The following is a 12,563-nucleotide window of genomic DNA, read 5'->3' on the forward strand; positions in this document are numbered from 1 at the left end:
TCGTACCAGCGGTCTTCACATTTGATTACCCTTCCATCCACAGTACCACCCCCGCTGTTACCAGCAGGTTCACCAGTGTAAGGGGCAACAGGATCTTCCATCCGAATTCCATCAACTGGTCGTAGCGGGGGCGCGGCATGGAGGCGCGCAGCAGGATGAAGAGGCAGATGAACACCGCAGTTTTAAGGGCAAACCATACCAAGGGCGGCAGAAAATCAGGACCTAGCCAGCCGCCGAAGTACAGGGCCACCACCAGGCAGGAAATGAGCGTAATGCCCATGTATTCGCCAATGAAGAACATACCGAACTTCATACCCGAATATTCGGAGTGAAAGCCGGCCACCAGCTCACTCTCTGCCTCCGGAATATCAAAGGGGAGGCGGTGCGTTTCGGCGATGCCCGCGATGAGGAAGATGATGAAGCCGAGGAACTGCGGAATGAAGAACCAGATACCGCGTTGCGCCTCCACGATAACCTGCAGGTTAAAGGAGCCGCTCAGCAGCACCACGCCCATCAGCGCCAGGCCCATAAATACTTCGTAAGAGATCATCTGCGCCGCGCCGCGCATGGCACCCAGCAAACTATACTTGTTGTTGGATGCCCAGCCGCCCAGGATAATACTATAAGCCCCCATCGACGACATGGCCAGGAAGAACAGCACGCCGATGTTGAGGTCGGCCACCACAATGCCCGGCGCAAACGGAACGATCACAAAGCTCATCAGTGCCGACACTACCACAATGGCGGGTGCCAATATAAATACCGGCTTATCGGCAAACGGAGGTGTCCAATCCTCCTTGAAAAACAGCTTGATGGTGTCGGCCAGCACGATGAACAGCCCAAAAGGACCTGCCCTGTTGGGGCCGTAGCGGTCTTGCCATAGGGCCAGCATACGGCGCTCTACCCAGATGAGTCCGGCTGCTACGTTGAGCATCACGAACAGCACGCCGCCGACAATCAGTAAGTAGTTTGGGGTTGCTTCTTCCATTCTATATTTTGGTTTAAGATAGCCCAAGCGGGTAATTCAGCATAGGGTACACCAGGTAAGCCACAGGGTAAGCCGGCGGTACCGCCCGGAATGGCAGGACTTGTTTTCACTGGTAACTGGTAGGTATGGCCTTCGATGGAGAAGTGTAGCAAGGCCCCCTCGTCTAACTTCAGACGGATGGCGTCAGCCGCGTTCAGAGCGACATAAGGGTCCGGGATACGCTCCCTAATGGCCGTGGAATGGTTGCTGAGCTCTTCGGAACCAAAGGTATGGTGCAGAGGTAATACGAACAGGTGCCCTTCCAGGGGCTGAAACTTCTGTGGTACAGCCATGGAAAAGGTGCCTGTTGCGGCAGGCTCCAGCAGGCGCACGCCCGGGTCTCCGCCTTTCAGATGCCCGCCCACTTCCTGCTGATATTTGTTGGTAGACTGGATGGAATTCCAACCCGGAGCCCAGAAGTACGGGATCATGGACGAAGGCGGCTGCCCGTGATACCCTTCCATGGTATAGGAGAGGGGCGAATCCGGGTCTTCCGCTGGTTTGGGCTCGCTCACGTTGCGGCTGGCATTCATTGAAGTACGGCCGCTGAACCGGTGCGGCTCGCGCGGTACACGCTGGCCGGCAATGCGGAAGCCGGAGGGCGGAGCGGCATTTTGCACGCCTTGTAGTCCGGGTTCTCCTGCAGTCAAGGCTTTCACGATGTCGTCATAGCCCTGCCAGCTGCTGATCTGTTCATGGGCCATGATGGTGCCCAACTCGGCGAGCCAGCGCCAGCTTTCCTGTATCTCCTCGACTGTAGGGTATACCTGGTAAAAGCGCTGGGCCCGGCCTTCATTGTTGACAAGCGTTCCGTCGGCTTCAGCAAAAGTGCCGGCTGGCAGCAGGATGCCCGCCTTTTCGGTAGTGGCATGGTGCAGGTAATCCAGTACGATGAGCTGTTTTGAGCTGTTCAGGAAGGCATTGACCGTCGCAGCGCTGGCCCGGCGGTAGAGGTCGTTTTCCAGGATAAGCACGGTATCGGCATAGCCATTGAGCACGGCCTCGAAAGCAGATTCTAGTTTATGCCCTTTGAGCATGGCCAGGCCCATGCTGTTGCATTCGGGCACCACCAGGCTGATGCCTGCAGACTTCTCTTTTGCCACTAGGGCATTGGCAATGTTGCCCGCCGCTTTCAGTACCCGCTCGCTGCCCAAAGAAGTGCCCGAGATCACCAGCGGCTTCTTGGCAGCTATCAGCGCATCTGCTACCTGCTGCGCCAGTGCCTGCTCTGCTTCTGTCAGTCCGGGTACTTCCGGTGAGTCGGGATTGATGCGGTGGGCGACGGCAAAGCCCAGGCGGGCAATGGCATCGGGTGTATCGAAGTAGGTTTGCGTGGCGATCTCATCCAGTTTTGTCTCCCGGATGGTGGCACTGAACAATGGTCCTTTTTCTGTTTGCACCAGCTCCCGTACGGCCGCATCCTGCCACTCCGGAATTTTGGCCTGCGTTACTTTTTCCTGCAAAGGCTGCTGCCTGACCGACTGCCGTACGGCTAGCGCCAGCATCGGAGCCGTATTGGTGAGGTCTTCGCCCAGTATGAACACGGCATCTGCCTGCTCTACTTCTCTTAAAGAGGGGGTGCGGGCCGATCCCTCCCGGAGCAGGCAGAGCACCTGGCAGGTCAGGTCATGGTCTACCTCCGAAGTGCCGTGGTAGAAGTTATCTTCGCCGACCAGCGTTTTCAGTACAAAGTTAGATTCCAGGGAGGCCCGCGGCGAACCGATACCGATCACCCTTCCCGCTTTTATAGCCGAAGCAGCCGCCTGTAGCGCGGTATACTTGTCGGTGGCCTCCGGCAGCTGGCTGCGCACCAACGGGGCACGGATGCGGCCGGGACTGTTCACAAATTCATAACCGAAGCGCCCGCGGTCGCAGAGGAAGTAGCCGTTCACTTCGCCGTTGTAGCGGTTGGTGATGTTGCGCAAGCTACCGTAGCGCTCCCCGGCGATGGTGTTGCAGCCCAGGCTGCAGTGGTGGCACACCGAAGGCGCCATCGTCAGGTCCCATTTGCGGGTGTAGTGCTGCTTCAGCGTCTTGTCAGTAAACACGCCCGTGGGGCATACTTCGGCCAGGTTGCCGCTGAACTCGCTCTCCAGCACCCCGTCTTCGGCGCGGCCAAAGTACAAATGGTTATGCGCGGCAAACACGTCCAAGTCCTTGCCACCGGCATAGTCTTTATAGTAGCGCACGCAGCGGTAGCACTGGATGCAGCGGTTCATTTCGTGGTTGAGGAAGGGCCCCAGGTACTGGTTGATGTAGGTGCGCTTGTCGAAACGGTATTCGCGGTAGTTGTGGCCCGTCATCACGGTCATATCCTGCAGGTGGCAGGCGCCGCCCTCATCGCACACGGCGCAGTCGTGGGGGTGGTTGGTCATGAGCCAGCCGATGATGTGCGCCCGGAACTCCTTGGCCTCCATATCGGCAATGGAAAGGCGCATGCCGTCGCGCACCGGCTCCATGCACGACATGGTGAGCTTGCCCCTGGTGTCGTTCTCGTCCTTGTATACTTTCACGGCGCACTGGCGGCACGCCCCAATGGAGCCCATGGCAGGATGGTAGCAAAAGTAGGGGAGATCTTTGCCGAGGGTGAGGCAGGCCTCCAGCAGGTTCTTGCCTGCGCCGACTTCGTAGGGTGTGTTCTCTATATAGATGGTTGCCATGCTTTGCTCCAGGGACAGTGGTGTTCGAGAATGTGCCGTTCAAAATCCTCTCTGAAGTATTTCAGAGCACTCTGCAGGGGTTCCATGGCGCCGGGTGCCAGTGCGCAGAAGGTGTTGCCGGGGCCGAGGTATTTGGTATGGAAGTCGAGGGTGAGCAGGTGCTCGGGTTTGCCCTCGCCTTTATCGATGGCCAGTAAAATCTTCTCTACCCAGGGCAGTCCCTCGCGGCAGGGCGTGCAGAAACCGCAGGACTCCTGTGCGAAGAAGTGCTGCAGGTTCAGCGTAAAGCCCACCGGGCAGGTCTGGTCGTCCAGGATGATCATGGTACCCGTGCCCAGGCGGCTGCCCGCCGCCTGAATGGAGCCATAATCCATAGGCAGGTCGAGGTGCTCCTCCACGAGAAAGTCGGTGGAGGCCCCGCCGGGCAAAAGGCCCCGGAACAGGTAGCCGTCCTGCATGCCGCCGGCATAGTCTTCCAGGATTTGGCGGATGGTGGTGCCCATCGGCAACTCCCAGCAGCCGGGCTTTTTCACGTGGCCGCTCACACCGAAGAGCTTGGTGCCGGCATCCTCTGTTAAGCCCAGCTTTTTGAACCACTCGGCGCCGTTGTTGATGATGTGCGGCAGGTTACAAAGCGTCTCCACGTTGTTGACGATGGTAGGCATGCCAAACAAACCGCTGACCTGCGGGAAAGGAGGCTTTGCTCTGGGGTTAGCGCGTTTGCCTTCCAGGGCATTGAGCAGGGCGGTTTCTTCGCCGCACATGTAGCGGCCCACGCCGGTGTGCAGGTGCATCTCCAGATCAAAGCCGGAGCCCAGGATATTTTTGCCCAGGTAGCCAGCTTCGTAAGCCTCGTGTATGGCCTGGGTTACTTCCTGTGCAGCCAGTTTATAGGCCCAGCGGAGGAACACATAACTTATACTTGCCTGAATGGCATAAGCAGCCACGATCATACCCTCAATGAGCTGGTGCGGGTTGCCTTCCAGCAGCACGCGGTCTTTGAAGGTGCCGGGCTCCATCTCGTCGGCGTTGGCCACCAGGTATTTGGGCGTGGGCGCATCGGGGCCCATCGGCACAAAGCTCCACTTCAGGCCTGTGCTGAAACCGGCTCCGCCCCGGCCACGCAGGTTGGCGTCTTTCACCAGCGTCTGCACCTCCTGGGGCGCCATCTCTTTTAATACCTTACGTACCGACTGATAACCGCCTACTTTTTCATAGGCCTTTAAACTAAGTGGTTTACGGCCCGGTACAATGTGTTGGGTAAGGGGCTTCTCCATAGGCGCCCGCTTTGGTTTTAGGTATATTTGCTCAGAATCTCGTCCAGTTGTTCCACCGTCAGGTTACGGTACAGGTCGTTGTCAATCATAAGGGCGGGGGCACAGTCGCAGGTGCCGAGGCAGCAGTTAGGGAGCAGGGTAAAGCGGCCGTCTTCTGTGGTCTGGCCATATTTAATGCGTAAGATATTGTAAAGCTGATCGCGTATTCCTTCATAGCCCATCACCCAGCAGCTGATGCTGTCGCAAAGCAGGATCACATGCCGGCCCACGGGTCGGCGGAAGATCAGGTTGTAAAACGTAGCCACGCTATCCAGCTCTGCCGGCGACATATCTACAAATTCAGCCACGTCTTTCAGGCTCTCATCCGAGATCCAGCCATGACTTTGCTGCACGATCTTCAGGGCTTCAATACAAGCATTTTTCCGGGTAGGAACAAGGCTGATTTCGTGTTCGATCTTCTGTTTTTCAGCTTCGGTCAGCATAACTCAGACACAGGTATCAAGACGTTAGATATAAACTTATACTTATACTTTGTGCTCCTGCTGGTCCGAACCGGCAGCCCGAACCAGCGGAGACTTTTTACTTTCAAACTTCACCTGTCGATATCGGCCAGCACATAGTCCATGGCGCCAAGTATAGACAACAGGTCGGCAACAGAGTAGCCTTTGCTAATGTAGGGTAGCATCTGCATGTGCGGGAAAGAGGGCGTGCGGATGCGCACGCGGTACGGCGAGGTGTTGCCGTCGCTGGTTAAATAGTAGCCGTTGGCCCCCTTGGTGGCCTCGATGCAGCTCATGGCCTCGCCGGGCGGAATCACCGGGCCCCAGCTCACGCCCAGAAAATGGGTGATCAGCGTTTCGATGTCGTGCATGGTCTGTTGCTTGATAGGTGGCGTGGCCAGGGGAGCGTCTGCTTTATAAGGCCCCTCGGGCATGTTTTTCATACATTGGTCGATGATGCGCAGGCTCTGGCGCATCTCCTCTACCCGCACCAGCGCCCGGTCGTAGCAGTCGCCGTTGGCGGCAACGGGCACCTCAAAATCAAACATATCATACCCAGAGTAAGGGCGTTTTTTACGGAAGTCCCATGCAAAGCCGCAGGCACGCAGGTTAGGCCCGGTTACGCCCCATTCAATGGCTTCTTCTTTGGTAAAGATGCCGATGCCTTTGGTGCGGGCCTTAAAGATGCTGTTCTTCATTACCAGGCCATCATACTCCTTCAGGCGTTTGGGGAAGTAGTCGAGGAAGCGTTGCACCAGGGTTTCCCAGCCTGCGGGCAGGTCCTGCGACAGGCCGCCGATGCGGAACCAGTTGGGGTGCATGCGCCCGCCGCAAACGGCCTCCACAATGTCGAAGATCTTTTCGCGGTCGGTGAACATGTAAAATACGGGAGAGAGCTGACCGACGTCCTGGGCAAAGGTGCCATACCATACCAGATGGCTGGCAATGCGGAAAAGCTCACAGAGCATCACCCGGATCACCTTTACCCGGTCAGGCACCTCGATGCCGGCCAGCTGCTCTACCGCCTGCAGGTAGGCCAGGTTGTTCATCACGCCGCCCAGGTAATCTACCCGGTCGGTATAAGGAATATACGTATGCCACGACTGGCGCTCCCCCATTTTCTCGGCGCCCCGGTGATGGAAGCCGATGTCGGGAATAGCGTCCACGATATCTTCGCCGTCTAACTGAAGAACAATGCGCAGTACGCCGTGCGTGCCCGGGTGTTGGGGGCCGATGTTGAGGAACATGAAGTCGCTGTCTTCGCTCTGCCGCTGCAGGCCCCATTCTTCGGGATTGAACTGCAGGGCGGCCTGTTCCAGGTCCACTTTATCATCATAAAGCTGGAAAGGACCCATTTCGGTGGCGCGGGCAGGATGCTCTTTGCGCAGCGGGTGTCCTACCCAGGTGCGCGGCATCAGGATGCGCGACAGGTGCGGGTGGCCTTCGAAGCGGATGCCGAACATATCATAGATTTCGCGCTCATACCAATTAGCATTGGCCCAAAGGCTGCTGATGCTCTGTACCACCGGAAACTCATCGCGGAAGCCGACCTTTAAACGGATAAAGCTGTTGCGGTCGAAGGAGAAAAGGTGGTATACAATCGTAAAGGCGTAGGGGATCGGCCCGCTGTCGGACTTGCGCGTCCGCTCGTCAATCGCCGTCAGGTCGAAGAGGAGGCGGAAGGGCTGAGGGATCTCCTTTTTGAGGAATGTCAGGACCTCTTTGATTTTCTCATGAGGCATCCAGAGGGTGAGGATGTCATCCTTCGTTGTTTGCGGGGTAAAGGTGCCTGCCCTGAACCGCTCATGCAACTGCTCAACAATGCCGCTTCCGTTTTCCATCGGTAGGAATTAGTAAATGCCCGTACTATGCTAACTCATGCTACTTTTCTGTATTTGATTATTTATGATAAGTAGTGTCTTTTCTGGTATGCTGTTCAAAAAGAAAGTTCTCCCACAGCGCGTTATAACGATCTTGTCAATAAAAGCAATTTCGTATGGGAAGACCGGTCTTTCTCAGACACGTTTTATAGCACGAGAGGAACGTATAGCCCTCCATCCCAGATCGCTCTTAGGCTTTCAAACTCATACTAAAAGCACTTGGCCAGATCCTATACAACTGATGTAACTGAACCTTAAAGCGCGCCACTGCAGACTACCAGCTATACTTCATCCGGGGATCGGAATTCTGTCATGCTGTCCCAGCGCTCACGCTTGCGGGCTTTTACTTCTTCTTTTTCCGGGCGGATAACGCCCTGCTCGCCGATGGTCCAGCTCAAGGGGCGCCGTTCTTTGCCTACCCGTTCGGCCAGCAGCATCAAGCCCTCCATAAAAGCATCTGGGCGGGGCGGACAACCGGGTACGTACACGTCTACCGGAAGGAATTTATCTACTCCCTGTACCACACTATAAATATCATACATACCACCGGAGTTGGCGCAGGAGCCCATCGAGATCACCCATTTGGGTTCCATCATCTGCTCGTGCAGCCGCTTGATGATAGGGGCCATTTTAATGAACACCGTGCCTGCAATGATCATCACATCAGCCTCGCGGGGTGTGCCCCGGATGACCTCAGCGCCGAAGCGGGCTACATCATATTTGGGCGTCATGCTGGTAGCCATCTCCACAAAACAGCACGAAAGGCCGAAGTGGAAGGGCCACATTGAATTTTTCCGTCCCCAGGCCAGCAGGTCCTGCAGCGTGGTCAGCATCACACTTTGCTGTACTGTTTCCTCGTAAGAGCTGGTGCCCTGTACGGGAGTAACCGGCTCATTGGGTTTGCTCAACCACCATTTCATAGGCCAAGGGTTAGGGTGTTCACGCTTCCTTTATATTACCGTATCAGAATTACGCGTCAGGCGCTTGTAGGCCTGCAGGATTTTCTGCCCGTCGGGGCCGAAATCCAGGGCACCGTTGCGCCACTCATATACCAGCACTATCGCCAGTAGCACAATAAAGGCCAATACTCCCAGGTAGCCGTACCAGCCCAGTTCTTTAAAAGCAATCGCCCAGGAAAGAATAAAGACCGTTTCGACGTCGAAGATGACAAAGAGCATAGCCACCAGGTAGAACTGGGAGGAAAAGCGGAGGCGTGCGCCGCCCGCACTCAGGATACCTCCCTCATAGGGTTCACCGGTGGCGCGTTCGTTGTGGTGCTGCCCCAAGGCGTAGGACAGACCAAGTATGACCAGCACCAGGCTCAGAACAATAGCCCCATACACCAGCAGGGGCCACAGCACTGTCGTATTTTGAATAGATGCATACACAGCGTATCCGCCTCCTGCGGAAATGATCAGGTATAACGTATGTATCAGGGTAAATGCAAGCGACAAGCAGCCGTTGTGGTGATTACTGGCCTGAAATATAGTGTTCCAGGTTCTCGATAATAAACTTCTGCTCTTCCATGATGTATTTCACGATGTCACCGATCGAAACTAAGCCGATCAGCTCCTCGTTTTCCAGTACCGGCAGGTGGCGGATATACTTGGCTGTCATCAGCTTCATGCATTGCTCCAGGGTGTCGCAGGGGTTTACGACAACAGGATGCTCGCTCATGATTTCACCTACCAGTGTATCGCGGGAGGCTTTGCCCCGCAGGATCACTTTTCGGGCGTAATCCCTTTCTGTAAAAATACCCACAAATTTACCGGTGTCAACCACGAGCAGCGCGCCAACGTTGTTCTCGACCATCTGCTCGAGTGCGCTGTATACTGTGGCGGCAGGATCGACAGCGATAACCCTGCCTTTTTTGTTCTGTAGAATGTTCCTGACGGTACCCATTTTTGCCTCCCTTCCGGTAAAAAAGTGGTGCATTCAAATAATTTAAATTAATATACGCATCTTTATTTTAAATTGCCACAAATTGCAATAAAATTTCTGTAAATTATTTTATATGAAGCATTCAGGAATCATAGCGTTATTAAAACAGTGTGCTGGTGCAGTTGGCTTGCCTCCAGGTCGTTATCCCAAAGTAAATTGGTGGCAGCCGGAATAGCATATTAATAAGCACGCAAAGGCACAGTATACCTGCCTTATCCGACGTTTTATTCCTTAAATACAATTATAAGTATGTATAAAAAGAAGCCCCAGACGATTGTAGCGCCCGGGCTTTTACTACAATAAGCCGGCTGTAGCTATACTTTTTGTGATTTGTTAATGTTGGCTTCATGATTGGATAGATTGCGTGCTTCAATAAAAATGCGCCGCACTTCCGGAAATTGCTGTCTTATGTTATTTTCTAACCTGTTAACGACTTCCGGAAGATTGCTTCCGTTCAGATGGGTATGAAACTGCACATCAAGCGCCAGCAACACCTCGTTGGGAGCCATGTGCATGGTAAGCGGTTGCTGAAGGCTATGCACATCTGGATCTTGATTTACCAGTTGCTGTATTCCCCGCACCATTCCCGTCTCGGCACTTTCGCCTACCAGCAGGTTCTTACTTTCTATCACCATCAACACGGCAACAAAACAAAGCACCACCCCGATCAGGATTGAAGCCGCCCCATCAAATACAGGGTTTTGGAAGTAGTGCCCCAGAAAAACGCCCGCAAAAGCGATTAGAAGTCCTGACAGGGCTGCACCATCTTCATAAATTACTGCAAACAGGGTTGGGTCTTTGCTCTGGTGCAACTCCTGCCAGAAGCTACCCGGGCCTTTGCTCTCCATGAATTTTTTGACAGCAATATAAAAGGAAGCTCCTTCAAAAAGGAAGGCCACCAGCAGCACAATATAATTCCAGAAAGGATCTTGCAGCGGTTCGGGGTGTTTTATGTGGCTGATCCCCTCGTACAAGGACATGCCACCACCGAGGGAGAATACCAGGATAGAAACGATCAGAGTCCAGAAGTAGATTTCCTTGCCATGGCCGAAAGGGTGTCCGGCGTCGGCGGGTTTCTGGCTTCGGCTGATGCCCAGCAGGAGCAGCAGTTCGTTGCCGGAATCTACAGTACTGTGAATACCTTCGGAGAGCATCGCGGAACTGCCACTAAAAGCGGCGGCTGTAAATTTAATGGCAGCAATGCCTAAGTTGGCTGCCAGGGCACCATAAATGGGTAGTTTCGAGTGTTCTTTCATCGTGTCGTTTTCAGTATTTGGCCTGTACGGCATGTTGCCGACTTCAGCCGTTCCGGGCGCTTCAATACCTGCAGCCTGCATCAGGAGTAAAGAGCGGCTGCAGGAAATAGTATTTTATCTTACGCGACGAAAGCGGTTTAAGATAGTATAACCGGCAATACAAGCTTCCTACACGAGCAGCGGTGGACATAATGTGCTGGTGATACCGCTCTTTTCTGCTTCTGCTACAGCCTGGTAAAGCGATTTAAGTATTCAGATCACGCGTGCCTGCACATGGCGCAGTGGCATGCCGGAAAAGCAACTTATACTTCGTGCAACACCGCAGAGGCTTGTTGCCCAACTGGTGAGAAGCACTGCAGAGGCTGTTACCGGATTTGGTCAGGTATACTTGTTGCGCCGTCGCTCTCTTGCAATCGGCATCCTTGTATTTAGCGAGTCGCTGCTGGAATTACAAACATTTACGCTTATATTCATCGTGGCCAAGAGCATCTGGAGCAAAGTACGAGCTGGGTGCATTCAGGAATGAGCGTCCAGGCGGTTAGTTCGTAAACAGGGGGTAGCCAGGTATAAACAGGAAATAGGTAAACAGATTATCTTAACGAATGAACGGCAACACGAAGGGGGAGAGCAGCAGCGCCACGTATAAGGCCGCCCAAATGGTGGCCGAAACGGTGGCCGAACGCTTCAAGCAGTTTCATACGCAAGCACAAGAAAAGGGCGCCACAAAAGTAGCCTCAGTACCCTCCTTCCAAATAATTGAGGAGCTCATAGATGTTTCCTTCTGGGCCAGCCTGCGGCGGGAAGAGGGATATTCACCTAAAATATCCCTGGCCTTTCTGGCGCCCGGCGAGGCCGCACAGGCGCTCCTGTTCAGAAAGCCTTTATCTTTTACGCCCGGTGTGCTGACAAAGCTCGCTCCGGGTGTGGAACGTGCCGGAATTCACCTGGGGGTATGGCCGGAAGGTGACAAATTGTGCATCTGGGGCATTACGCGCGTTATACCGGCGCTTTGTTTTGTGCTGGATGTATCAGAGCCGGGCCTGCTGGTGGTGAAGTACCGGCGCCTGCAGCTGGAAGGCAAGTTTGCCAACGTAGCCGTGCTGAAAGGCGACCAGGTGCGCATCGTTGAAGAACATCATTTAAACCTGCCCGATTGCCCGGAACTCATCACGTCCTTGATCAGCTTTACATCTGCTTCCTCGTCCAAAGGCTCCGTCAATGTACTAGTACAGCTGGCTGTTTCTATGCGGGCACATAAACGAGGCGGCACTTTGTTGGTGGTGCCAGCTAAAAGCGATCATTGGCGCAAGTCAATCGTTCATCCTGTAACCTATGTGGTGGAACCCTCTTTCAGCGGCTTGACAGAATTGCTGCAGCAGGAAGTACAGCAGCGTAAGAACCGCTGGCAGGGCGATCTGGTACGTGCGGTGGATGGCCTGGCGGGTTTTACGGCAATCGACGGAGCCACCATCATCAACGACCAGTATGAGCTACTGGCTTTCGGGGCCAAAATCGGAAGGCCGGAAGGAAGCGTGCCGGTAGAGCAAATGATTCTGACTGAACCTGTTGCAGGCAACATCGCGACTGTAGTTCATCCGGCACAGCATGGCGGCACCCGGCACTTGTCTGCAGCGCAGTTCGTGCATGACCAACGGGATGCACTGGCACTTGTCGCTTCGCAGGATGGCCACTTCACGATTTTCTCCTGGTCGCCGTGTGAAGGAATGGTGCACGCCTACCGGGTTGATGCGTTGCTTCTGTAATTTTCCGGCTAACTAAGTATAAGTATACTTCCGGCAAAGTGGCGCGCAGGATGCTTTGCCGAAAACAAGCGTGCTTTTCGCTAGCTGAATACCTGCTTCAAATTATAGGCTAATAATTTTTCAGAAAGGAAACAGCCCTTACCAGCTTGTTTAAAGCAAAAGGCAGTGGTAAATTGGAGGCGGTGTACTCTTTTATAAAAAGGCGCCGTTTCCGGGTTCCTCAAGCTGATCCAAATCAATCTATAAACCATAAAGTTAC

11 protein-coding genes are annotated in these 12,563 nt (G+C 54.4%); 2 read left to right on the forward strand and 9 right to left on the reverse strand.

Annotated features, from left to right (window positions below; translation table 11 throughout):
* Positions 1 to 25: 25 nt before the first annotated feature.
* The 9 genes from nuoH to ABDW72_RS01540 form a co-directional block, all read right to left on the reverse strand.
* Positions 26 to 988: an NADH-quinone oxidoreductase subunit NuoH gene (gene nuoH / locus ABDW72_RS01500; protein ID WP_347156680.1), complete on the reverse strand. Its 963-nt coding sequence runs from the start codon at positions 986 to 988 to the stop codon at positions 26 to 28.
* Positions 958 to 3,687, reverse strand: a complete 2,730-nt coding sequence (gene nuoG, locus ABDW72_RS01505) for an NADH-quinone oxidoreductase subunit NuoG (protein WP_347156681.1) — start codon at positions 3,685 to 3,687, stop codon at positions 958 to 960. Before nuoG ends, nuoH begins: the two co-directional genes overlap by 31 nt.
* On the reverse strand, positions 3,669 to 4,964 hold the full coding sequence (nuoF, locus tag ABDW72_RS01510) for an NADH-quinone oxidoreductase subunit NuoF (RefSeq protein ID WP_347156682.1): 1,296 nt from the start codon (positions 4,962 to 4,964) through the stop codon (positions 3,669 to 3,671). Before nuoF ends, nuoG begins: the two co-directional genes overlap by 19 nt.
* A gap of 17 nt (positions 4,965 to 4,981) precedes the next feature.
* On the reverse strand, positions 4,982 to 5,446 hold the full coding sequence (gene nuoE / locus ABDW72_RS01515) for an NADH-quinone oxidoreductase subunit NuoE (protein WP_347156684.1): 465 nt from the start codon (positions 5,444 to 5,446) through the stop codon (positions 4,982 to 4,984).
* A gap of 110 nt (positions 5,447 to 5,556) precedes the next feature.
* Positions 5,557 to 7,305: an NADH-quinone oxidoreductase subunit C/D gene (nuoC, locus tag ABDW72_RS01520; protein WP_347156685.1), complete on the reverse strand. Its 1,749-nt coding sequence runs from the start codon at positions 7,303 to 7,305 to the stop codon at positions 5,557 to 5,559.
* A gap of 320 nt (positions 7,306 to 7,625) precedes the next feature.
* Complete coding sequence (locus tag ABDW72_RS01525) at positions 7,626 to 8,264, reverse strand: NADH-quinone oxidoreductase subunit B (protein WP_347156686.1); 639 nt, start codon at positions 8,262 to 8,264, stop codon at positions 7,626 to 7,628.
* A gap of 30 nt (positions 8,265 to 8,294) precedes the next feature.
* A complete protein-coding gene (locus ABDW72_RS01530) occupies positions 8,295 to 8,798 on the reverse strand; it encodes an NADH-quinone oxidoreductase subunit A (RefSeq protein ID WP_347156687.1) in 504 nt (167 codons plus the stop codon).
* A gap of 16 nt (positions 8,799 to 8,814) precedes the next feature.
* A complete protein-coding gene (locus ABDW72_RS01535; protein ID WP_347156688.1) occupies positions 8,815 to 9,279 on the reverse strand; it encodes a CBS domain-containing protein in 465 nt (154 codons plus the stop codon).
* Between the two features lie 320 nt (positions 9,280 to 9,599).
* Complete coding sequence (locus ABDW72_RS01540; protein WP_347156689.1) at positions 9,600 to 10,541, reverse strand: cation diffusion facilitator family transporter; 942 nt, start codon at positions 10,539 to 10,541, stop codon at positions 9,600 to 9,602.
* Positions 10,542 to 10,884: 343 nt separating this feature from the next.
* On the opposite strand from ABDW72_RS01540, the gene ABDW72_RS01545 reads away from it, so the two are divergent.
* Positions 10,885 to 11,067: a hypothetical protein gene (locus ABDW72_RS01545; RefSeq protein WP_347156691.1), complete on the forward strand. Its 183-nt coding sequence runs from the start codon at positions 10,885 to 10,887 to the stop codon at positions 11,065 to 11,067.
* Between the two features lie 76 nt (positions 11,068 to 11,143).
* The gene (locus ABDW72_RS01550; protein WP_347156692.1) at positions 11,144 to 12,304 is read left to right on the forward strand and encodes a putative sensor domain DACNV-containing protein; all 1,161 of its coding nucleotides are present in this window, start codon (positions 11,144 to 11,146) and stop codon (positions 12,302 to 12,304) included.
* The last annotated feature ends 259 nt before the right edge of the window (positions 12,305 to 12,563 follow it).

The sequence above is a fragment of the Pontibacter chitinilyticus genome (assembly GCF_039748935.1).
Taxonomy (GTDB): Bacteria; Bacteroidota; Bacteroidia; order Cytophagales; family Hymenobacteraceae; genus Pontibacter; species Pontibacter chitinilyticus.

Excerpts from the sequence above, each read along its gene's own strand:
- ABDW72_RS01535 (WP_347156688.1), bottom strand. The coding sequence starts at position 9,279 with ATGCACCACTTTTTTACCGGAAGGGAGGCAAAAATGGGTACCGTCAGG.
- nuoE (WP_347156684.1), bottom strand. The coding sequence starts at position 5,446 with ATGCTGACCGAAGCTGAAAAACAGAAGATCGAACACGAAATCAGCCTT.
- nuoH (WP_347156680.1), bottom strand. The coding sequence starts at position 988 with ATGGAAGAAGCAACCCCAAACTACTTACTGATTGTCGGCGGCGTGCTG.
- nuoC (WP_347156685.1), bottom strand. The coding sequence starts at position 7,305 with ATGGAAAACGGAAGCGGCATTGTTGAGCAGTTGCATGAGCGGTTCAGG.
- ABDW72_RS01550 (WP_347156692.1), top strand. The coding sequence starts at position 11,144 with ATGAACGGCAACACGAAGGGGGAGAGCAGCAGCGCCACGTATAAGGCC.
- nuoF (WP_347156682.1), bottom strand. The coding sequence starts at position 4,964 with ATGGAGAAGCCCCTTACCCAACACATTGTACCGGGCCGTAAACCACTT.
- ABDW72_RS01540 (WP_347156689.1), bottom strand. The coding sequence starts at position 10,541 with ATGAAAGAACACTCGAAACTACCCATTTATGGTGCCCTGGCAGCCAAC.
- ABDW72_RS01525 (WP_347156686.1), bottom strand. The coding sequence starts at position 8,264 with ATGAAATGGTGGTTGAGCAAACCCAATGAGCCGGTTACTCCCGTACAG.
- nuoG (WP_347156681.1), bottom strand. The coding sequence starts at position 3,687 with ATGGCAACCATCTATATAGAGAACACACCCTACGAAGTCGGCGCAGGC.